Here is a 19,443-nt window from a genome sequence, read left to right on the forward strand (position 1 = left end):
GTTGTCGACGATGAAGTCGTTCGCCCGGGCGACGGCGCGCCCCGCCGCCGGGTTGGCCTCGATCGCCGTGGGAATCGCGGTGATCGGCCTGAGCGTGACCATGTTCAACGGCGGATTCGCCGACACCGTGCCGGTGACCGTGCTGTCGCCGCGCGCCGGACTGGTGATGTATCCGGACGCCGACGTCAAGATGCGCGGGGTCACGGTGGGCAAGGTCGAGTCGATCGGCGAACGCGCCGACGGGCTCGCGTCGATCCGGCTGGCGATCGATGCCGGACAGCTGCACCTCATTCCCGCCGACGTGCGGGTCGACATCGCCTCCACGACGGTGTTCGGCGCGAAATTCGTGCAGCTCGTCCCGCCGGAACATCCTGCGGCGCAGGCGATGCGGGCCGGACAGGTGCTCGACGCCGAGCACGTCACGGTGGAGATCAACACCGTGTTCCAGCAGCTGACCACGGTGCTCGGGCGCATCGAGCCGGAGAAGCTCGACGAGACGCTCGGCGCGATCGCCGACGCCACCGGCGGACGCGGCGACAAGCTGGGCCTGATGCTCGGCGACCTGGAGAGCTTCCTCGCCCGGCTGGAGCCGGGACTGCCCGCGCTGCGCGCGGATCTCGCCATGGCGCCGCCGGTGTTGAACGCCTATGCCGACGCGACCGACCCGTTGCTGGAGACCGCACGCAACGCGAGTGCGATCAGCCGGACGATCGTGGACGAACAACACAATCTCGACGCCCTGCTGATCGGGCTGATCGGCTTGGCGGACACCGGGACTCCGGTGCTCGCCGACAACCACGCCGCGCTGGACAGCGCGCTGACGGCTCTGGTGCCGACCACCACGCTCACCAACGAATACCACGAGGCGCTGACCTGCGCACTCGACGGTCTCGGGTGGTTGTCGCGGTCGAAACCGGTCGACGTGCCAGGGCTCGGCCTGTCGGCGAACTTCCTGTTCGGCACCGAGCCGTACCGGTATCCGCGCAATCTGCCGAAGGTGGCCGCCACGGGCGGTCCGCAGTGTTCGGTGCTGCCGGTCCCGTACGAGGGGCGGCCGCCGTTCGTCGTCGCCGATGTCGGCGCCAACCCCTTCGAGGAGGGAAACCAGACCGTGGAGCTGAACGTCGGCAACCTGCCGCAGGCGTTGTTCGGCCCTTACGCCGGGCAACCGGGGAACGGCGGTCCGCGATGAGCCCGCGCACTTCCCCGTTGCTGAAATTCGGTGTGTTCGCGGCGGTCATGCTCGTGCTGTCCGGATTCCTGCTGCTCGTGTTCGGCCAATACCGCAGCGGATCGCGCGTGGAGTACGCCGCCGTGTTCACCGACTCGTCCGGGCTGCGTCCGGGCGACACCGTCCGGATCGCCGGCGTGGAGGTCGGCACGGTCCGGCGGGTGTCGTTGCGTGACGACCACAAGGTCAGGGTGAGTTTCGACGCGGAGCGCGGCGTCGCGCTGACGAACGGCACGGCGGTGGCCGTCCGGTATCTCAACCTCGTCGGCGACCGCTATCTGGAACTGTCCGACACCGCCGGACCGGCCGGAATCCTGGCCGCGGGCACCGAGATCCCGGTCGAGCGGACCTCGCCCGCGCTCGACCTCGACCTGCTGCTCGGCGGCCTGAAGCCGGTGATCCAGGGCTTGGACGCCCGCGAGGTGAACGCGTTGACCTGGTCGTTGCTGGAGATCTTCCAAGGCAAGGAGGGCACGCTCGACTCGCTGCTGTCGCGCACCTCGGCGTTCACCACCGCGCTCGCCGGCCACACCGAGGTGATCCAGCAGCTGATCGATCACCTCGGCACCGTCATGGCGACGCTGGCGAAAGACGGCGACCAGTTCGCGAGCACAATCGACCGGCTCGAACAGCTGGTCACGCACTTGTCCGAGGATCGCGATCCGATCGCCGCGGCGATCGACGCCCTGGACAACGGCACCGCGACCATCGCCGATCTGCTGACCGGGGCCCGGCCGCCGCTGGCGGGCACTGTCGACCAGCTCGCGCGGCTGGCTCCACTGGTCGACCAGGACAAGCGGCTGCTCGACGACGCCTTGCGGCGAGCCCCGGGGAACTTCCGCAAACTGGTGCGCACCGGCGCCTACGGCAACTTCGTCCAGTACTACATCTGCGCGGTCACGGTCCGGGTGACCGACGACTCGGGGCAGGTGGCGGTGCTGCCCTGGATCAAGCAGGAAACCGGAAGGTGCAGCGGATAGCCATGCTGGAGTACCGCGGAAGCCATCTGGCCCGGCACGGGGTGATCGGCGTCGTGCTCGCGATCTGCGTCATCGCGATCGGGCTGCAATCCCAGCGATTCATCGAGTGGGCCGACAGCGTGCGATATCAGGCGGTCTTCAGCGAGGCGGGCGGGCTCGCGGCCGGCGACGACGTCCTCGTCTCCGGCGTGCGAGTGGGCCGGGTATCGGATGTCTCGCTGCGCGGGGGCGACGCCTGGGTCACGTTCGCGATCGATGAGACGATCCGGCTCGGGGACGACAGCGCGGCGCACATCAAAACCGGTTCGCTGCTGGGCAAGCGAGTGCTGACCCTGGTGTCCGCCGGGGAACACTCCCTGCGGCCGTCCGGCGTCATCCCGCTGGAGCGGACTTCCTCGCCCTATTCGCTGACCGACGCGGTGGGCGATCTGGCCGTCAACGTCTCGGAGATCGACACCGGCGCGCTCAACCGGTCACTGGACATGCTGTCGGCGACACTGGACCGGATCGCGCCGCAGCTGGGCCCGGCGTTCGACGGACTGACCCAGCTGTCCCGGTCGATCAACAGCCGCAACGGCTCGCTGCGCGACATGCTGCACGCCACCGCCGATGTGACCGCGATTCTCGGGCAGCGCGGCGAACAGGTGAACACCCTGATCCTGAACGCGAATTCGTTGCTCGGCGTGCTGGCCGCGCGCAGGCAGGCGATCGTCGACCTGCTGGCCAACACCGCCGCGGTGGCCAGTCAACTCTCCGGCCTGGTCGCCGATAACGAAGCCGAACTCGCGCCGACCCTGGACCGGCTGAATTCGGTGGTGGCGATGCTGGAGAAGAACCGCGACAACATCGCCGCGGCGATTCCCGGCCTGGCGAAAGTCGCGCTCACCCAGGGCGAAGCCGTGTCCGGCGGGCCGTTCTACAACGCCTACGTCGCGAATCTGATCCCGGCCCAGCTCATCCAGCCCGCCATCGATCAGGCCTTCGGCATCCAGCCGCCCAGCCAGTTCCCGATTCCGACGCCGGAGCCGCCCCGATGAAGAAGAGAATCCTGGGAGCGGTGCTGGTCTTGTCGCTGATCGTCATCGGCGCTCACCTCGGATACCGGGCCGCGTTCGGCCCCAAGACGATTCGTGCGGTCTTCGCCTCCGCCACCGCCATCTATCCGGGTGACGACGTACGCGTCGCCGGTGTGGAAGTCGGGCGGATCGTCTCCATCCGACCGCGCGGCACCAGTGCCGAGATGGTGCTGGCCGTCGACCGCGACGTACCGATTCCGGCCGACGCCAAGGCGGTGATCGTCGCCCAGAGTCTCGTCGGCGCCCGCTACGTGCAGCTGACGCCCGCCTACCGCTCGCAAGGGCCGACGCTGCCCGACGGAGCGGTCATCCCCATGGAACGCACCGCCGTCCCGGTCGAATGGGACGAGGTCAAGACCCAGCTCACCCGGCTGGCCACCGAACTCGGTCCCGGACTCGACCTGGCAGGCAGTTCCACCGGCCGGTTCATCGACCGCGCGGCGGACGCGATGGCGGGCAACGGCGATAAGTTGCGGCAGACCCTGGCACAGCTGTCCGGAATCGGACGGGTACTGGCCGACGGCAGCGGCGACATCGTCGGCATCATCACCGAATTGCAGCACTTCGTGGCGGTGCTGCGCGACAGCGATGTGCAGATCGTCGAATTCCAGAACCGGCTGGCCGGCCTCTCGAGCGTGCTCGACGACAGCAGATCCGAGCTCGACGCCGCGCTGTCGGAGCTGTCGGTCGCGGTCGCGGACGTCCAGCGGTTCGTGGCCGCCAACCGCAGCGGCGCGTCCGAACAGGTTCAGCGGCTGGCGGAGGTGACCCGGAATCTGGTGGATCACCGCGGCGACGTCGAGGAACTGCTGCACATTTTCCCGACGAGCATCGCCAACTTCTACAACATCTACAACCCCGACACCGCGACCGAAGCGGGCGTATTCGTGGTGAACAACTTCTCCAGTCCGGTGCAATTCGTGTGCTCGTCCATCGCAAGTCTGGAGCAGACGACGACCGCGGAGGCGGCGCGCAAGTGCCGCGATTACCTCGGCCCGGTGATCGGGCTGCTGAACTTCAATTACCTGCCGTTCCCGGTCAATCCGCTGCACGGACCGACCGCGCGCCCGGAAAGTCTCATCTACACCGAAGATCATTTGATTCCGCAGGTGGTGGCGACCGAGAGTCCTCCGCCGCCCATGCCGAGCATCGCGGACATCCTGTTCCCCGGCGGAAGGCGTTGACGTGAGAATTCTTCCGAGACGGGGTGGCCGACTGCTGGCGGTGGGCGCCTGTTCGCTGCTGACGCTCACCGGATGCGGCTGGCACGGAGTGAACTCGCTGCCACTGCCGGGTGCGCCCGGACAGGGTCCGGGAGCGACCGTCATCCAGGTCGAGATGGCGAATGTCGGTACGCTGGTGTCGAATTCGCCGGTGCTCGTCGACGACGTGGTGGTCGGCAGTGTGAGCGGGATCCGGCTCGACGGGTGGCACGCGGTGGTCGAGGCGTCGATCCGCGCGGACGCGGTGGTGCCCGCGAACGTCGTCGCGACGATCGGGCAGACCAGCCTGCTCGGTTCCAGTCACCTCGCGCTGAACACTCCCGCGGGGGCCGAACCGTCCGGGCAGTTGGCCTCGGGAACCCGGATTCCGCTCGACAAGTCCTCGACCTATCCGTCCACCGAACAGACGTTGGCATCGCTGTCGGTGGTCGTGAACGGCGGCGGGCTCGGACAGCTCGGTGAGATCATCGGCAACCTGAACGACGCCTTCAGCGGGCATCAGGACCAGATCGGTTCGCTGCTGGTGCGCCTCGACACGATGATGGGCGTGCTCGACGGTCAACGCGACGACATCATCGCGACGATCGACGCGCTCAACCGGCTGGCAGGCCGGTTCGCCGAACAGCGCGACGTCGTCACCGAGACCCTGCGACGACTTCCGCCCGCCCTCGACGTCCTGCTGGCGCAGCGGCCGAACATCACCGCGGCGCTGGATCGGCTGCGCGCCTTCAGCGACACCGCCACGGCGGTGATCACCGATGTCCGAACCGATCTGCTGACGAACCTGCGCAACCTGGAGCCGACGCTGCGCGCGCTGGCCGACGTCGGCCCCCAGATCGACGCGGCGCTGGCGTACGCGACCGTGTTCCCTTACGGCCAGTCCGTCATCGACCGCGCGGTCCAGGGCGATTACCTGAACCTGTTCGCGACCGTCGATCTCACGGTGCCGCGGCTGAAACGGGAGATGCTGCTGGGCACGCCGTGGGGTGATCCGACCGCGGTGGTGCAGGCGGCGGTCGGGGACCCGGGTTACGCCCAGCAGACCTCCGACCCGCTCGGGACCGGCATCGTGCCGCCGCCCACCGGAGGCCGCTGATGCTGCTGTCGCGTTTCGTCCGCGCCCAATTGCTGATCTTCGCTGTCCTGTCGGTGGTCGGGCTGACCACGATGGCGACCGTCTACATGCGCTTGCCCAGCCTGGCGGGTGTCGGCACCATCAGCGTGTCCATGGAGCTGCCCACGACCGGTGGGCTCTATCGCTTCGGCAATGTCACCTATCGGGGCGTCGAAGTGGGCGAGGTGAGCTCGGTCGAGCTGACCGGCGACGGCGTGCGGGCCACGCTGAAGATCGACAGCTCCCACCACATCCCCGCCGACCTCACCGCGGAGGTGCGCAGCGTGTCCGCGGTGGGCGAGCAGTACGTCGAGCTGCGGCCCCGCACGGACTCGCCGCCCTACCTGCGTGACGGCTCCGTGATCGACCTGCGCCACACTACGGTTCCGCAGCCGGTCGGCCCGATGCTGGACGAGCTCAGCGGCCTTGTGGGCAGCATTCCGACCGACAAGCTGCACGAACTGCTCGACGAGCTCTTCCGGGGCATGCACGGGGCCCGAGACGATCTGGACTCGCTGCTGACTTCGGCGCAGACGCTGGCCGCCGAGTTGAACGGAGCAGGGGACCGGACCCGCACGCTGATCGAAGACTCCCGGCCGCTGCTGGATTCCCAGGTGCGATCCGCCGACGCCATCCGGATCTGGACGCGCAGCCTCGCCGGCGTCAGCGGTCAGCTCGTCGCCGACGACCCCCGGATCCGCGCGCTGTTGCGGTCCGGACCCGGATTCACTACGGAGGTCGCGCATTTGCTGGACTCGGTGAAGCTCACGCTGCCGATCCTGCTGTCGAACCTGACGTCCATCGGGCAACTCGGCGTGACCTATAACGCCGGGCTGGAGCAGATCCTGGTGCTGCTGCCGCCTGCGATCTCGATGATCCAGGCGGTGCAACCGAATCGCAACGCCTCCGGGCTCGGCCTCGGTGACTTCCGGCTCGGCGGCATCTCCGATCCGCCGGCCTGCACAGTCGGTTTCCTGCCGCCGTCGGCGTGGCGATCGCCGGAGGAGACCGACACCATCGACACCCCGGACGGGCTGTACTGCAAGCTGCCCCAGGATTCCGATATCGCGGTGCGCGGCGTGCGCAACATCCCATGCGCGAACAATCCCGCCAAGCGGGCGCCGACCGCGGCGCTGTGCAACAGCGACGAGGAGTTCCGGCCGCTCGCCACCGAGCAACCCCTGCTGGGCCCCTACCCGCGCGACCCGGGCTTGGAAGGGCAAGGTATTCCGCCGGATTCACGCTGGTCCCCGGGTGTGCCACCACCGGCCGCGCCCGCGTCGGCTCCCGCGAACTCCGCGGGCCCCTCGATCGGCATCGCCCGATACGACCCGCGGACCGGTAACTACCTCGGCCCGGACGGCCGTCTCTACCAGCAGAGCGACCTGGCGTCCGCGCCCGGCCGGGGCTGGACCGACATGCTGCCGCACTGACCGCCGCGGTCAAGGCGATCGGCTCCGGCACGATGAGGCCATGCGCGTGGCGACGGTGAGCGCAAATTCGACGAGTCCGGGGCGGTGGCTAATTCGCGTGACTCGTGCCGCCGAATGACACATACTCGACCCGCACGAGTCGAGATCGGGGAGGTAAGGGACTTGAAGCTGGCGGAGGCGTTGGCGTTGCGCGCGGATTCGGCGCGGCGGGTCGAGCAGTTGCGTGCTCGCGTGGTGAGCAATGCTCGATACCAGGAGGGGGAGGAGCCCGCCGAGAACGCGGCGGCTCTCCTCACCGAGGCCGAGGAGGTGCTCGGCGAGTACGAGACGCTGATCCGCCGCATCAATCGCACCAACGCCGCGGCGCGGATCGGAACCGACGGCACCTTGACCGACGCACTGGCCCGCCGGGACGCGTTGCGCCTGCGGCACTCCCTGGTCACGGCCGCCGCCGACGCGGCGGCGGGCAAGGGGCAGCCGGGGTACACGCGCCAGTTGCGGTCGGAGCTGAAGATGTTGTCCGCGTTGCCGGTGGCCGAACTGCGCGAGCACGCCGATGACCTCGCCAGGGAGCTGCGCGAACTCGACGTGCGCATCCAGCGCTCCAACTGGGAGGTCGATCTGCTGGACTGAGCGGAGGAAGTGGAGCAGGTAGTCGTCGCGGAGGCGTGCACGAACCCGGGGCCGGACGGGATATTCCGGCCACTTTCCGGCGCACGATGGGCAGTGCGAGGGGTTCGACTCCCCTTCTCACACCGCAGCCCAGCACCGCGCACAGGAGACAGTGCACAGCACACAGCACACCACCATGTGCAGATTCGTGACGACGAGGGTGGGCACGGGGCATTCCACTTCTCGTCAGTCCCAGAGTTCCCCGCACGGCAGGGGAGGCAGACCCGGGCGGACATTGTCGTCGACGGTGATCACGAATCCGGCGTGGGCGCCCAATTCGGCGACCACGTCGGCGATCTGCGCCGCGCCCGCCTGGTAATCCACCGCGAAAGCGCCCGTTTCGATGCGGATGTGCCGGACGCGCGCGATCATGTTCCGAGGGTGTGGCCCGATGCGCATCGTCCGGACAGAGCGGGCCATCACGTTGCCGATCGGGCGTTGCGTTTGCGCAGCAGTAGGGCGAACAGCAGGACCAGGACGGCGGCGAAGGCCACTCCGCCCAGCCGGGTGGCGCTGCTCGCGCCGGCGGCCTGGAGCAGGTCGATCGGCTCGGCAGGCTTGCGTGGCGCGGTCCCCGTGGCCGAGAGGGCGCTGCCGGACTCCGGAACCGCCGTGACGATGTCCGGCTTCGGGTCCGGTTGCGGCGCGGCGGAAGCGGTGATCTCGTCGGCGAGATTGCTGGCGAACTGGCCGATGAGCGTGCCCGCCACGTCGGCGAGCGCGCCGCGCCCGAATTGCGCGGGCTTGCCGGTGATCGCCAGATCGGTGTCCACGAAAACGTCCGTGCTGCCGTCGGATTCGACGAGTCGGCAGGTGATGGTGGCCTTGGCCGTTCCGTTGCCGCGGGTTTCGCGGCCGCGCCCCTCCAGCACGGCGATCCCGGCGGCCTCGTCCTGGGAGACCACTTTGATGACGCCGCTGTAGCTCAGCCCCACGGGTCCGAGCTTGACCTTGATCTTGCCGTGGAAGTCGTCGCCGTCCCGCGAGGTGATCGTGGCGCCGGGAACGCACGGGGCGATGCGCTCCAGATCCAGCAGTACCTGCCAGGCCTGCGCCGCCGGAACAGGGATGGTGAAGGTGTTGTCGAGTTTCATGGAAGTCCTTCGGTGCTCACGGGTGCCTCGCGGGTCTCGGTCGCGGCGTTCATCGAATCGGCGGCGGCGCGCACCGCGCGGACGATGCCCTGATAGCCGGTGCACCGGCAGAGGTTCCCGGAAATGGCCTCGCGGATCTCGGACTCGGAGGGATCGGGATTGTCGCGCAGGAACGCCGTGGCCGACACGATGAAGCCCGGAGTGCAGAAGCCGCACTGCAACCCGTGCTTTTCCCGGAACGCCGCCTGCACCGGGGACAGCTCGCCATCCGGTCCGGCGATGCCTTCGACGGTGGTGAGTTCGGCGCCGTCGGCTTGCACGGCGAACACCAGGCAGGCCCGTACGGCCTGCCCGTCGAGCATGACCGTGCAGGCGCCGCACACGCCGTGTTCGCACCCGAGATGGGTGCCGGTCAGGCCACACTTGTCGCGCAGATAGTCGGCCAAGGTGAGCCGGGGCGGCACGCGGTCCCGACGGAGGGCGCCGTTGATGCGCACCTCGATGTCGACGTCAGTCATTCCCGGCCTCCTCTACGGCGCGCCGCCATGCGCGCGCCACCATTGCCGCTCCGACCCTGCGCCGGTAGTCGGCGGAGCCGTGCACATCCGACGAGACCGCGTTCAGTCCCGCGGTCGCGCTGCGGCCGATCTCCGCCGGCGTCGCGTCGACGGGACGCCCGATCAGCTCGGCTTCGGTCCGCGTGGCCCGCAGCGGGGTCGGCGCCAGGCCGAACAAGCCGATCGCGCACCGCTCGACGTGGGAATCCGCGTCCAGCCGGATTGCCACGGCCGCGCCCGCCATCGCGAAATCCCCACTGCGGCGCGTGAATTCCTCGATGGCGAAGCCGCATCGGCCGTGCCACACCGGGAAGACGATCGCGGTGACCAGCTCATCGGGCGCCAGGTCGGTGGTCCACATGCCGGTGAAGAACTCGGCTGCCGGGATCGTGCGTCTCCCGCGCGGCGAGAGTGTCTCGACGCGGGCATCGAGGGTCAGTGCCACCGCGGGGTATTCGGCCGCGGCGTCGGCGTGCGCGATCGCGCCGCCGATCGTTCCCCGGTTGCGGATCTGGAAGTGCCCGATGAGTGGAGTGGCCCTGGCGAGCAGCGGCACTCCTCGGCGAACGGCCTCGGACCGGCCGACTTCGGCGTGAGTGGTCGCCGCGCCGATCCGGACGGAATCTTCCTCGGTCTCGATGCCGCGCAGCTCGTCCAAGCGGCGCAGGTCGACGAGATGCTCGAAGACGGCCAGCCGCAGTGCCAGCATCGGCACGAGACTCTGCCCGCCGGAGATGATCTTGGCCTCGTCACCGAGATCGGCCAGGAGGGCCACGGCCTCGTCCGCGGTCGCGGGTGCGTGGTATTCGAAGCTCGCGGGCTTCATTCGGGACCCTTTCCGGCGGCGCGCGCCTCGTCCAGCAGCGCCACGATCGTGGCCGGGGACAACGGCAGCTTCGAGATCTCCACCCCGAACGGCGCCAGCGCGTCGATCACGGCGTTGAGGACGGCCGGGGTGGCCCCGATGGCCCCGCCCTCGCCGACGCCTTTGAAATTGCCGGGGCCCGGGCTCGGGGTCTCGATGTGCCCCACCTCGATCGTCGGCGCTTCGGTGGCCGTCGGCAGCAGGTAGTCCAGGAAGGTGGTGGCCACCGGATTGCCGCTCTCGTCGTAGGCGAGATGCTCGTAGAGCGCGCCGCCGATGCCCTGCACGGTGCCGCCGTAGATCTGGCCTTCCACGACGTTGGGGTTGATCATCGGACCGCAGTCCTCGCTGACGATGTAGCGCAGCAGCTTCACCTGTCCGGTCTCGATATCGACCTCGCAGGTGCACACGTGGGTGGCGTTGGCCCAGATCGCCAGCTGCGGGGTCTTGTGGCGTCCGCTCGCCTCCAGCCCGGGCGGTACCCCGGGCGGCAGCGAATCGGTCTGGAAGTAGGCGATTTCGGCGATCTCGGCCAGTGACAGGCTCTTGTCGGGCGTCCCGCGGACGGTGGCCCGGCTGCGGCTGAACTCGATGTCGTCGGCGCTCGCGCCCAGCCGGTGCGCGGCGATCGCCAGGATGCGTTCCCGCAGCATCGACGCCGTGCGGGCGATCGCGCCCGCGGTCATCGAGCCCGACCGGCTGCCACCGGTACCGCCGCCGAACGGTGTGATCGCGGTGTCGCCCTGAATGGTTCGCACATCCGCCAGCTCCGCCCCGAGCGCGTCGGCGGCGAGCTGGACGACGGTGGTCTCCAAGCTGTTGCCCGCGGAGCCACCCGCGACGTAGACGTTCACCTTGCCGGTCGGCTCGATGCGGATGGTGGCGCCCTCGGTGCTCAGGAACGGGCTGCCGCCGGTGGTCGGCTCCACATAGGTGCAGGTGCCGACGCCGAGGTAGCGGCCTTCGGTGCGGGCTCGGCGTTGCAGCTCGCGGAAGCCTTCGTAATCCAGCATCCGAACCGCTTGCTCCAGCGTTTCCAGCGGTGAGATGTTGTCGAAGGTCATGCCGTTCGGGTTCGCCCACGGCAACTCGTCACGGCGCAGCATGTTCCGCCTGCGCAGCTCGACCGGGTCGATGCCGATCTGCCGGGCGGCGTGGTCGAGCAGGATCTCGCGGGCCACCGATTCGAACTGCCACGGGCCACGGTAGGCGAGGCGGCCGACGGTGTTGGAGTACCGGAATTTCGCGGTGAACGAGGCGTCCGTGATCCTGTACGGCCCGGGGAACAGGATCCCGACCACGACCCCGCCGGTGAGCGGCGACGGCGTCGGGTAGGCGCCCACGTTCTGCACGTGGTCGATGGCGGCGGCGAGGATCTTTCCTTCGCTGTCGAACGCCATCCCGACGTCGGCGTGCTCATGGCGCGACATGCCCGCGGCCATCAGGTTCTCCTGGCGGTCCTCGATCCACTTCACCGCGGTGCCGAGTTTGCGTGCCGCCAGCAGGACGCAGGCGTCCTCGCGCAACGGGACCTGCTTGAGGCCGAATCCGCCGCCGGTGTCGCGGGCGATGACGCGCACCTGGTGTTCGGCGATCCCGAGCAGCCGGGCGCAGAACCCGCGCACTTCGTGTGGTGACTGGGTGGAGCTCCAGATCGTCATCTCCGCGGTCGGCGCCGACCAGTCTGCCACGATCCCGCGCGTCTCCAGCGGGACCGGCAGGTACGCCTGCTGAAAGATCGTCTGCCGCACCACATGCGCGGCCGAATCGAACACCGGCGCCAGATCGGCGGCGGGGCGTCCGCCCAATTCGCCCGCGTTGTTCCCGGCGAACGCGGCGTGCACCAGGTTCGGCGAATCCGCCGCGGTGACGTAGTCGACCACCGGTTCCAGTGGCTCGTAGTCGATGACCACCAGTTCGGCAGCGTCCTCGGCCACATATCGGTCGACCGCGATCACCAGGGCCACCGGGTCGCCGACGAACCGCACCTCCTCCTCGGCCAGCGGCGGCCGTGGCACCGGCGGGAAACCGACGATGTCCAGCGCGTAGGAGATCTCGTGGACGCCGGAATTGAGGTCCGCGGCGGTGTAGACGGCCAGCACGCCGTCGAGTTCGAGTGCGGCGGAGACATCGATGTCGCCGATCGCGGCGCGGGGGAGCGGGCTGCGGATGAAGCACGCGTGCGCCATACCCGGCCGGGTCACGTCGTCGACGAAGGTTCCCTTGCCGGTCACCAGGCGCGCGTCCTCGACGCGCGGCACTCGCGTGCCGACGACACCGGTCGTGGTGGTGGGCTCGGTCCGGGTCATCGGTGGGCTCGCAGGTGCATCGAGCGGGATCGGCCGCGGGGCGGCTCGGGCGAAGTCATCCGGTTGGTCCTCCGTTCACCTCGGGCGCCGGGCGGCGCGCCCGCATGGCGGTCGTTGCCCCGGCGAATCCGGACATCGGGGCGGGGTCCCGAAGCCGGGGGCAAGCCTCGTGCCGGGGCGACGATCGGTTGCCGCTCGCGAATGCTGAGCACGTGTCTAGCATCGAGGTTCGCACGCTGTCAATTCCGCCTATGTCGAAAATGATTATGTAGCTAGTATTGGATGAGAATAACATTCTCATCGCTTCGGCAGGCGAAGACGCCGGACGGGGCGGCCGGAAGCGCCTCCCCGCGGGGCGACGATCGCCGAGAGGTTCACCATGCGCGAACTCGCTGCCCACCTGTTGCGCTGGCATGCCGCGAACGCCGGGTACGTGCTCGCCACCGTGGTGCGCGTGACCGGTAGCGCGCCCCGGCCGGCCGGGGCCACCATGGCGGTGGACGGATCCGGGAACGTGCGCGGCAGCCTGTCGGGCGGTTGTGTGGAGGGTGCGGTCTACGAGCTGTGCCGAGAGGTGCTCGCGTCCGGCGAACCCGTCCGCCGGACCTTCGGCTACAGCGACGCCGACGCCTTCGCGGTCGGCCTGACCTGCGGCGGAGAGCTGGAGATCTTCGTACACCGGATCACCCCGAGCGAGTATCCGGCCGTCGAGGCCGCGCTCGATCCGGACGGTCCGATGACGTTCGTGCGCGACTTGGACTCCGGTGCCGTGGGCGCGCTGGGGCCCGCGAGTGCCACCGGCGCCGACTTCGATGACGCGGTGGTGCGCCAAGCACGCGCGATGCTCGACCTCGGCGCGACCGGTGTGCGCGTCGTGGGCTGCGCGGACCGGGAGCGCACGGTGTTCGTCGAGTCCTTCGCCCCCGCACCGCGCATGCTGATCTTCGGCGCCACCGATTTCGCCACCGCGCTGTGCCGGGTCGGCCGGCTGCTCGGGTACCGCGTCACCGTGTGTGAGGCGCGTCCCGCCTTCGCCGATCACGCCCGGATGCCGGACGCCGACGAAGTGGTCCGGGATTGGCCGGACCGCTACATACGGCGCACCCGTGTCGATACGCGCACGGTGATCTGCGTCCTGACCCACGACCCAAAGTTCGACATCCCAGTGCTCACCGAAGCGCTGCGCCTGCCCGTGGCCTACGTGGGTGCGATGGGATCACGCCGGGCCGACCAGGACCGCAGGTTCCAGTTACGCGCCGCCGGTCTCACCGAACACGAACTGCGGCGGCTGCATTCGCCGATCGGCTTGGAATTGGGCGGCCGGACACCGGAGGAGACGGCCGTGGCCATCGGCGCCGAGATCGTCGCCGTCCGGCGCGGGGGCTCCGCGCGGCCGCTGTCCGCGACCGATCGGCCCATTCATGCCGGTGCCATGCGCGTCGAGACCGGTGACCCCATCGGGATCTGACGTACGCGATCGACGCCATGAGTGTCGCCGCCGCCGGTAGGAGGCGTGTCCGGTGGATCACGGCCCGTTCGACGCGTCCCGCTCACGCGCCACCTTGCTCGTCGAGCAGGACGTGCACGACTGCCGCTCGGTCGACTGGGGACACGCCACGAACCGAGCGCGGGCGTACCTGCCCGCAGGCCGGTGGACCATGGGAATGACGTATCGGCGGCCGTCCACGGCGGTGCTATTGCCGACCCGTCGCGGGCCGAGTGCTCGTTCAGTCGAGAAACAAATCCGGCGTGGGGTTTTCGCCGCCGCCGTAGCCGGACAGATCGTCGACCCCGGCGTAGAACGACAGCGCGTCCGCATCGATGAAGCAATTGCCGGTGACCTGCCCGGCCGGCCGGGTCAGGATGGCGACGGCGGCGTCGGCCATGATTCGCGGGCTGCGGGCGGCCGCGAGCTGCCGCTCGCCGTCGGCCAGGGCCGCGACCGCCGAGGTGGCGATATAGGTCTGCGGCCACAGGCAGTTGAAACCTATTCCGGCGTCGGCGAATTCGGCTGACCAGCCCTGCGAAAGCAGCGTCATGCCGTACTTGGACAGGGTGTAGGCCGGGTGGGCGCCCAGCCAGCGGGGGTTCAGGTTGATCGGGGGCGCGATGGTCAGCACGTGCGGATTGGCCGAGTCGCGCAGATGCGGCAGGCAGGCCTGGGTCAGCAGGAACATGCCGCGGATGTTGATGTCGTGCATCAGGTCGAACTTCTTGACCGGCAGCCGCTCGGTCGGTTCGGTGGCGATCGCGCTGGCGTTGTTCACGCACACATCGATGCCGCCGAACCGCCGCACCGCGGTCTCGACGACGCGCCGCACGTCCGCTTCGTCGCGCACGTCACCGACCACGGCGGCGGCGCGTCCGCCCGCGGCCTCCACCTCGGCGGCCGCCGTGTGCACGGTGCCCGGCAGGCGGGGGTGCGGTTCGGCGGTCTTCGCCAGCAGCACCACGTTCGCGCCCTCGGCGGCGGCCGCGAGGGCGATCGCCAAGCCGATGCCGCGGCTCGCGCCGGACACCACCACGGTGCGATCGGTCAGCTGTCGGTCCTGGTCCGGCATCGTTCTCCTCGGTCGTGGCGGGCGCGTCGACTCGGTGGTACCCTTCGAATGGTATTGGCATTCTCATTTTCCGCAAGTACGGTATTCAATGATGAACAACCAAGTGCAGACCTCCTCCGGGATCCCGCTGGAGCCGAGCTACGGACCGGACGCCCGGCGGGATGAGCCGCCCGCTCCGGGCGCCTACCCCTTCACCCGCGGCAATTTCGCGACCGGCTACCGGGGGCGGCTGTGGACCTTCCGGCAGTACTCCGGCTTCGGGACCGCCGAGGAGTCCAACCGCCGCTACCGGTATCTGCTGGAGCAAGGCGGCACCGGGCTGTCGGTCGCGCTCGATCTGCCCACCCAGTGCGGGTACGACTCCGACGACCCGGAGGTGAGCGAAGAAGTCGGCCGGGTCGGCGTCGCGGTGGACACCCTCGCCGATGCCGAAGTGCTCTTCGACGGCATCCCGCTGGACCGGATCAGCACCAGCTTCACCATCAACGGCACCGCCGCGATCCTGCTGGCCTTCTACGTGGCGGCCGCGGAGAAGAAGGGCGTGCCGCGCGCGAAGCTCACCGGCACGATCCAGAACGACATCCTCAAGGAGTACGCCTCGCGCGGCACCTGGATCTGGCCGCCGGAGCCGTCCTTGCGCTTGATCGCCGACACCATCGAGTTCTGCGCGGCCGAGGTGCCGCGGTTCAACGCGATCTCGGTGGCCGGCGCGCACTTTCGCGATGCGGGCGCGAACGCGGTGCAGGAGATGGCCTTCACACTGGCCGACGGCGTCACCTACTGCGACACCGTGATCGAACGCGGCCGGATGACCATCGATCAGTTCGCCCCGCAGATCTCGTTCTTCTTCTACACGCACGGCGACTTCTTCGAGGAGATCGCGAAATACCGCGCCGGACGCCGCCGGTGGGCCACCATCGTGCGCGAACGCTACGGCGCGAGCACCGACAAGGCCTCGATGTTCCGCTTCGGCTGCGTGGCCGGCGGCGCCTCGCTCTACGCGCCCCAAGCGCAGAACAACCTGGTTCGCGTCGCCTACGAGGCGCTGGCCTCGGTGCTCGGCGGCGTGCAGTCGATGTTCACCGCCGCGTGGGACGAGCCGTTCGCACTGCCCAGCGAGGAATCCGCGACACTGGCGCTGCGCACCCAGCAGCTGCTCGCCTACGAGACCGGCGTGACCAGGGTGGCCGACCCGCTCGGCGGCTCCTACTTCGTCGAGTCGCTCACCGACGCCACCGAGGCCGAGATCATCGAGATCATGCACGACCTCGAGCAGCACGGTGGCATGGTGCGCTGTATCGAGGACGGGTACCTACAGGGCCTGATCGCCGACGAGGCCTACCGGCTGCACCAGGCGGTGGAATCGGGTGAGCGCCCGGTGGTCGGGGTGAACAAGTTCGTCTCCGACGAACCCGCGCCGGACATCGGCACCTACGAACTCGACGCCGACGGGCGCGAACGGCAGTTGAAGCGGCTGGCCCGCGTGCGATCCGAGCGCGACGCCGGGACAGTCCGCGACACCCTGGCCGCTCTCTCGCGCGCCGCGGAAGGAGGCGAGAACCTCATGCACCGCCTCATCGATTGCGCGAACGCCTATTGCACGGTCGGCGAGATGACCGCCGCGCTGAAGTCGGTGTGGGGCGAATTCCAGCAGCCGGTGGTGTTCTGATGCCCGCTCGTGTGCTGGTCGCCAAACCGGGCCTGGACGGGCACGATCGTGGCGCCAAGATCGTCGCCCGTACGCTGCGCGACGCCGGATTCGAGGTCATCTACACCGGAATCCGCCGACGGGTGGAGGACATCGTCGCCATCGCGCTGCAAGAGGACGTGGCCGTCGTAGGCCTGAGCATTCTCTCCGGCGCGCACGTCGCGCTCACCACCAGGGTGGTGGACGCGTTGCGCGCCGCCGACGCGGGCGACATCGCGGTGGTGGTCGGGGGAACCATCCCGCAGGCGGACGTGCCGCGGCTACTGGAAGCCGGTGCGGCAGCGGTCTTTCCGACGAGCACTCCGCTGGAGACGCTCGTCACCGAGATCCGCGCGTTGACCGGGCACCCGGCCCCATGACCGGCCGGGTGCCGACTTCGGACAGCTTGGAGGAATCGTGCGCATCGGAGTGATGATCGGGCCGGAGAAGGGCGATTCGGGGCGCAAGCTCGAACGGATGCTGCGCGATATCGAGTGGGCGGAGTCGGCGGGTTTGGACACGGCGTGGATTCCGCAGATCCCCACCGATTTCGACGCGCTGATCACGATCGCCGCGATGGGGCTGCGCACTTCCCGGATCGAGTTGGGCACCGCGGTCGTGCCCTTGCAGACGCAACATCCGATCGCCTTGGCGCGGCAGGCGCTTTCGGCGCATGCCGCGGCCGGAGGCAGGCTGGCGCTGGGTGTGGGCCCGTCGCACCACTGGATCGTGCGGGACATGCTCGGCCTTCCCTATGACAAACCGGCCGCCTACACCCGCGACTACCTCGAGGTGCTGCACGCCGGTTTGCGCGGGCCGGGCCGGGTGGACGTGCAGAACGCGACGTTCACCGTGCACAACCCGCTCGATCTCGGGCCGGTGGCGCCCGTGCCGGTGCTCGTCGCCGCGTTGGGACCGGTGATGCTGCGCATCGCGGGCGAGCAAGCCGACGGCACCGTGCTGTGGATGGCCGACGAGCGCGCGATCGCCGATCACGTCGTCCCGAAGATCAGCAAAGCGGCGGCCGATGCGGGCCGTCCGGCTCCGCGTGTGGTCGCCGGACTCCCGGTGTGCCTGTGCGAGCCCGGCCGGGTGGACGAGGCGCGCGAGCGGGCCAACCGCATTCTGGGCGAGGCCGAGATCTCCCCCAATTATCAACGGTTGCTCGACCAAGGCGACGCCCGTGACATCGGCGACCTGTGCTTGGCCGGCGACGAAGCGCAGATCGCGGCCGGATTGCGCCGCTACGCGGAGGCGGGCGCCACGGATGTCTCGGTGCGGCTGCTGCCGATCGGCGAAACCCGGGACGAACTGGTGGCGTCCAAGCAGCGCACGCGGGAGATGATCGCCGAACTCGCCAGGGCGTCGCGGTGAGTCCTGCGGGAGCGGGGCCGCTGGCCGGGATCCGGATCCTGGAGGTGGGGACCATGCTGGCAGGCCCCTACGCCACCATGATGCTCGCCGATCTGGGCGCGGAAGTCACCAAACTGGAACCGGCGGGCGGCGACATCTCCCGTCAGGTGAGCGACAGCTACTTCGCCAGCCTGAACCGCGGAAAACGCAGTATCCGCGTGGAATTGAGCACCGAGCGGGGACAAGCGCGGCTCGGCGAACTCGTCGCCGGGTCACACGCGCTGCTGGTGAACCTCAAACCCTCGGCGATCCGGCGGCTCGGTCTGACCTACGAGGCGTTGCGCCGGTGGAACGAGGAGATCGTCTGTGTCGCGATCACCGGCTACGGCCTGTACGGCGGCGACGATCCGGCCTTCGACTACGTGATCCAGGCGGCGGCCGGGATCGCCGCCCTCACCGGTGAGCCCGCAGGGCCGCCGACGCTGCCGGGGTACTCGTCGGCGGACAACTCGACCGGTCTCACGGCGGCGCTGGGACTGCTGGCCCAGATCGTCTCCGGCCGTGGCGGCCAGGTCGACGTGTCGCTGTTCGAAGTCATGCTCTCGCAGCTGAACTACCATGCCGCCGCCTACCTGAACGACGGCAAGCGGCCGCAGCGCCGCCCGTATGGGGCGCATTCGTATTACGTTCCGGCGCAGATCTTTCCGACCGCCGACGGTTATCTCGCGTTGTTCGTCACCCACGACGGGTTCTGGAAGACCTTCGCCGCGGAGGCGGGTGTCGACGGATTCGAGGTGATGGCCGACCGGGTGACCCGTCGCGTCGAGGTGCTGGCCGCGGTGACCGCCGCGCTCGCGGCCGATACCGCGACCGGCTGGGAGCGGAGGCTGCGTCCGCTCGGTATTCCCGCCGCCGCGGTCCGTGACCTGCCGGAGGCGCTGGATGCCAGCCCGACGGCGGTGGTGACGGCGGGGGAGTTCCGGCTCGTCGGCAGCCCCATCCGGATCGCGGGCTACGAGCCGCAGTACGGGCCGCCGCCACGGCTGGGGGAACACGGGGGTTGACGCGCGGGTCGCGGATGCGTTCAGCTGACCTGAACTGTGCCGACGCGGTCGTGAAAACGCTCGAGGGTGCGGAAATCGCACTGACTGTGGGCACTTTCGTCTGTGCCGGACGTCCCGTGCGTGTGTCTGCCGGGCGTGTGGTGCGCGGGGCTGGTGAACGCGGTGTGCGCATGACTGGTGGGCGTGGCGTGCTCGGGTCTACTGGGCGGTGACGTGCGAATGAC

General features: G+C 69.3%; 18 protein-coding genes. 12 read left to right on the plus strand and 6 right to left on the minus strand.

Features of this window, described 5'->3' with window-relative positions:
* Positions 1–10: 10 nt before the first annotated feature.
* The 7 genes from ABZ420_RS26445 (at position 11) to ABZ420_RS26475 (ending at position 7,690) form a co-directional block, all read left to right on the plus strand.
* Positions 11–1,192, plus strand: coding sequence for an MCE family protein (locus tag ABZ420_RS26445; protein WP_357127902.1), 1,182 nt, complete (start codon positions 11–13; stop codon positions 1,190–1,192).
* Positions 1,189–2,211, plus strand: a complete 1,023-nt coding sequence (locus ABZ420_RS26450; protein ID WP_357127905.1) for an MCE family protein — start codon at positions 1,189–1,191, stop codon at positions 2,209–2,211. Before ABZ420_RS26445 ends, ABZ420_RS26450 begins: the two co-directional genes overlap by 4 nt.
* Before the next feature lie 2 nt (positions 2,212–2,213).
* Positions 2,214–3,248, plus strand: a complete 1,035-nt coding sequence (locus ABZ420_RS26455) for an MCE family protein (RefSeq protein WP_357127908.1) — start codon at positions 2,214–2,216, stop codon at positions 3,246–3,248.
* Entirely contained in the window at positions 3,245–4,471 is a 1,227-nt protein-coding gene (locus tag ABZ420_RS26460) for an MCE family protein (protein ID WP_357127911.1), read from the plus strand. Before ABZ420_RS26455 ends, ABZ420_RS26460 begins: the two co-directional genes overlap by 4 nt.
* Position 4,472: 1 nt before the next feature.
* The gene (locus ABZ420_RS26465; RefSeq protein WP_357127913.1) at positions 4,473–5,606 is read left to right on the plus strand and encodes an MCE family protein; all 1,134 of its coding nucleotides are present in this window, start codon (positions 4,473–4,475) and stop codon (positions 5,604–5,606) included.
* Positions 5,606–7,057 (plus strand): MlaD family protein, encoded by a 1,452-nt coding sequence (locus ABZ420_RS26470; RefSeq protein WP_357127916.1) that lies wholly within the window; start codon positions 5,606–5,608, stop codon positions 7,055–7,057. The genes ABZ420_RS26465 and ABZ420_RS26470 overlap by 1 nt, the downstream gene beginning before the upstream one ends.
* A 162-nt stretch (positions 7,058–7,219) precedes the next feature.
* Positions 7,220–7,690: a DIP1984 family protein gene (locus ABZ420_RS26475; protein WP_357127919.1), complete on the plus strand. Its 471-nt coding sequence runs from the start codon at positions 7,220–7,222 to the stop codon at positions 7,688–7,690.
* Positions 7,691–7,915: 225 nt separating this feature from the next.
* Here the strand turns inward: ABZ420_RS26475 and ABZ420_RS26480 are convergent, their stop codons facing one another.
* Genes ABZ420_RS26480 through ABZ420_RS26500 form a run of 5 tightly spaced genes read right to left on the minus strand, consistent with a single transcriptional unit; the run spans position 7,916 to position 12,554 of the window.
* The gene (locus ABZ420_RS26480) at positions 7,916–8,101 is read right to left on the minus strand and encodes a hypothetical protein (protein WP_357127922.1); all 186 of its coding nucleotides are present in this window, start codon (positions 8,099–8,101) and stop codon (positions 7,916–7,918) included.
* Between the two features lie 47 nt (positions 8,102–8,148).
* The gene (locus tag ABZ420_RS26485) at positions 8,149–8,823 is read right to left on the minus strand and encodes an SRPBCC family protein (RefSeq protein WP_357127925.1); all 675 of its coding nucleotides are present in this window, start codon (positions 8,821–8,823) and stop codon (positions 8,149–8,151) included.
* Complete coding sequence (locus tag ABZ420_RS26490; RefSeq protein WP_357127928.1) at positions 8,820–9,341, minus strand: (2Fe-2S)-binding protein; 522 nt, start codon at positions 9,339–9,341, stop codon at positions 8,820–8,822. Before ABZ420_RS26490 ends, ABZ420_RS26485 begins: the two co-directional genes overlap by 4 nt.
* Positions 9,334–10,206 (minus strand): xanthine dehydrogenase family protein subunit M, encoded by an 873-nt coding sequence (locus ABZ420_RS26495; protein ID WP_357127931.1) that lies wholly within the window; start codon positions 10,204–10,206, stop codon positions 9,334–9,336. The genes ABZ420_RS26490 and ABZ420_RS26495 overlap by 8 nt, the downstream gene beginning before the upstream one ends.
* Positions 10,203–12,554, minus strand: a complete 2,352-nt coding sequence (locus tag ABZ420_RS26500; RefSeq protein WP_357127934.1) for a xanthine dehydrogenase family protein molybdopterin-binding subunit — start codon at positions 12,552–12,554, stop codon at positions 10,203–10,205. The genes ABZ420_RS26495 and ABZ420_RS26500 overlap by 4 nt, the downstream gene beginning before the upstream one ends.
* A 379-nt stretch (positions 12,555–12,933) precedes the next feature.
* On the opposite strand from ABZ420_RS26500, the gene ABZ420_RS26505 reads away from it, so the two are divergent.
* Entirely contained in the window at positions 12,934–14,022 is a 1,089-nt protein-coding gene (locus tag ABZ420_RS26505) for an XdhC family protein (RefSeq protein ID WP_357127937.1), read from the plus strand.
* A gap of 259 nt (positions 14,023–14,281) precedes the next feature.
* On the opposite strand, the gene ABZ420_RS26510 is transcribed toward ABZ420_RS26505, so the two are convergent.
* On the minus strand, positions 14,282–15,115 hold the full coding sequence (locus ABZ420_RS26510) for an SDR family oxidoreductase (protein ID WP_357127940.1): 834 nt from the start codon (positions 15,113–15,115) through the stop codon (positions 14,282–14,284).
* Between the two features lie 91 nt (positions 15,116–15,206).
* On the opposite strand from ABZ420_RS26510, the gene ABZ420_RS26515 reads away from it, so the two are divergent.
* Genes ABZ420_RS26515 through ABZ420_RS26530 form a run of 4 tightly spaced genes read left to right on the plus strand, consistent with a single transcriptional unit; the run spans position 15,207 to position 19,219 of the window.
* On the plus strand, positions 15,207–16,784 hold the full coding sequence (locus tag ABZ420_RS26515; RefSeq protein ID WP_357128022.1) for a methylmalonyl-CoA mutase family protein: 1,578 nt from the start codon (positions 15,207–15,209) through the stop codon (positions 16,782–16,784).
* On the plus strand, positions 16,784–17,182 hold the full coding sequence (locus ABZ420_RS26520; protein ID WP_357127944.1) for a cobalamin B12-binding domain-containing protein: 399 nt from the start codon (positions 16,784–16,786) through the stop codon (positions 17,180–17,182). Before ABZ420_RS26515 ends, ABZ420_RS26520 begins: the two co-directional genes overlap by 1 nt.
* 37 nt (positions 17,183–17,219) lie before the next feature.
* The gene (locus ABZ420_RS26525; protein WP_357127947.1) at positions 17,220–18,176 is read left to right on the plus strand and encodes an LLM class F420-dependent oxidoreductase; all 957 of its coding nucleotides are present in this window, start codon (positions 17,220–17,222) and stop codon (positions 18,174–18,176) included.
* Positions 18,173–19,219 (plus strand): CoA transferase, encoded by a 1,047-nt coding sequence (locus ABZ420_RS26530; RefSeq protein WP_357127950.1) that lies wholly within the window; start codon positions 18,173–18,175, stop codon positions 19,217–19,219. Before ABZ420_RS26525 ends, ABZ420_RS26530 begins: the two co-directional genes overlap by 4 nt.
* Positions 19,220–19,443: the final 224 nt, after the last annotated feature.

Origin of the sequence: Nocardia sp. NPDC005745, assembly GCF_040630775.1 — a bacterium.
GTDB lineage: Bacteria > Actinomycetota > Actinomycetes > Mycobacteriales > Mycobacteriaceae > Nocardia.

Bases quoted from the DNA above. Each gene is read 5' to 3' on its own strand.
- ABZ420_RS26445 (WP_357127902.1), top strand. From the start codon at position 11: ATGAAGTCGTTCGCCCGGGCGACGGCGCGCCCCGCCGCCGGGTTGGCC.
- ABZ420_RS26450 (WP_357127905.1), top strand. From the start codon at position 1,189: ATGAGCCCGCGCACTTCCCCGTTGCTGAAATTCGGTGTGTTCGCGGCG.
- ABZ420_RS26455 (WP_357127908.1), top strand. From the start codon at position 2,214: ATGCTGGAGTACCGCGGAAGCCATCTGGCCCGGCACGGGGTGATCGGC.
- ABZ420_RS26460 (WP_357127911.1), top strand. From the start codon at position 3,245: ATGAAGAAGAGAATCCTGGGAGCGGTGCTGGTCTTGTCGCTGATCGTC.
- ABZ420_RS26470 (WP_357127916.1), top strand. From the start codon at position 5,606: ATGCTGCTGTCGCGTTTCGTCCGCGCCCAATTGCTGATCTTCGCTGTC.
- ABZ420_RS26480 (WP_357127922.1), bottom strand. From the start codon at position 8,101: ATGATCGCGCGCGTCCGGCACATCCGCATCGAAACGGGCGCTTTCGCG.
- ABZ420_RS26485 (WP_357127925.1), bottom strand. From the start codon at position 8,823: ATGAAACTCGACAACACCTTCACCATCCCTGTTCCGGCGGCGCAGGCC.
- ABZ420_RS26490 (WP_357127928.1), bottom strand. From the start codon at position 9,341: ATGACTGACGTCGACATCGAGGTGCGCATCAACGGCGCCCTCCGTCGG.
- ABZ420_RS26495 (WP_357127931.1), bottom strand. From the start codon at position 10,206: ATGAAGCCCGCGAGCTTCGAATACCACGCACCCGCGACCGCGGACGAG.
- ABZ420_RS26500 (WP_357127934.1), bottom strand. From the start codon at position 12,554: ATGACCCGGACCGAGCCCACCACCACGACCGGTGTCGTCGGCACGCGA.
- ABZ420_RS26505 (WP_357127937.1), top strand. From the start codon at position 12,934: ATGCGCGAACTCGCTGCCCACCTGTTGCGCTGGCATGCCGCGAACGCC.
- ABZ420_RS26510 (WP_357127940.1), bottom strand. From the start codon at position 15,115: ATGCCGGACCAGGACCGACAGCTGACCGATCGCACCGTGGTGGTGTCC.
- ABZ420_RS26515 (WP_357128022.1), top strand. From the start codon at position 15,207: ATGAACAACCAAGTGCAGACCTCCTCCGGGATCCCGCTGGAGCCGAGC.
- ABZ420_RS26520 (WP_357127944.1), top strand. From the start codon at position 16,784: ATGCCCGCTCGTGTGCTGGTCGCCAAACCGGGCCTGGACGGGCACGAT.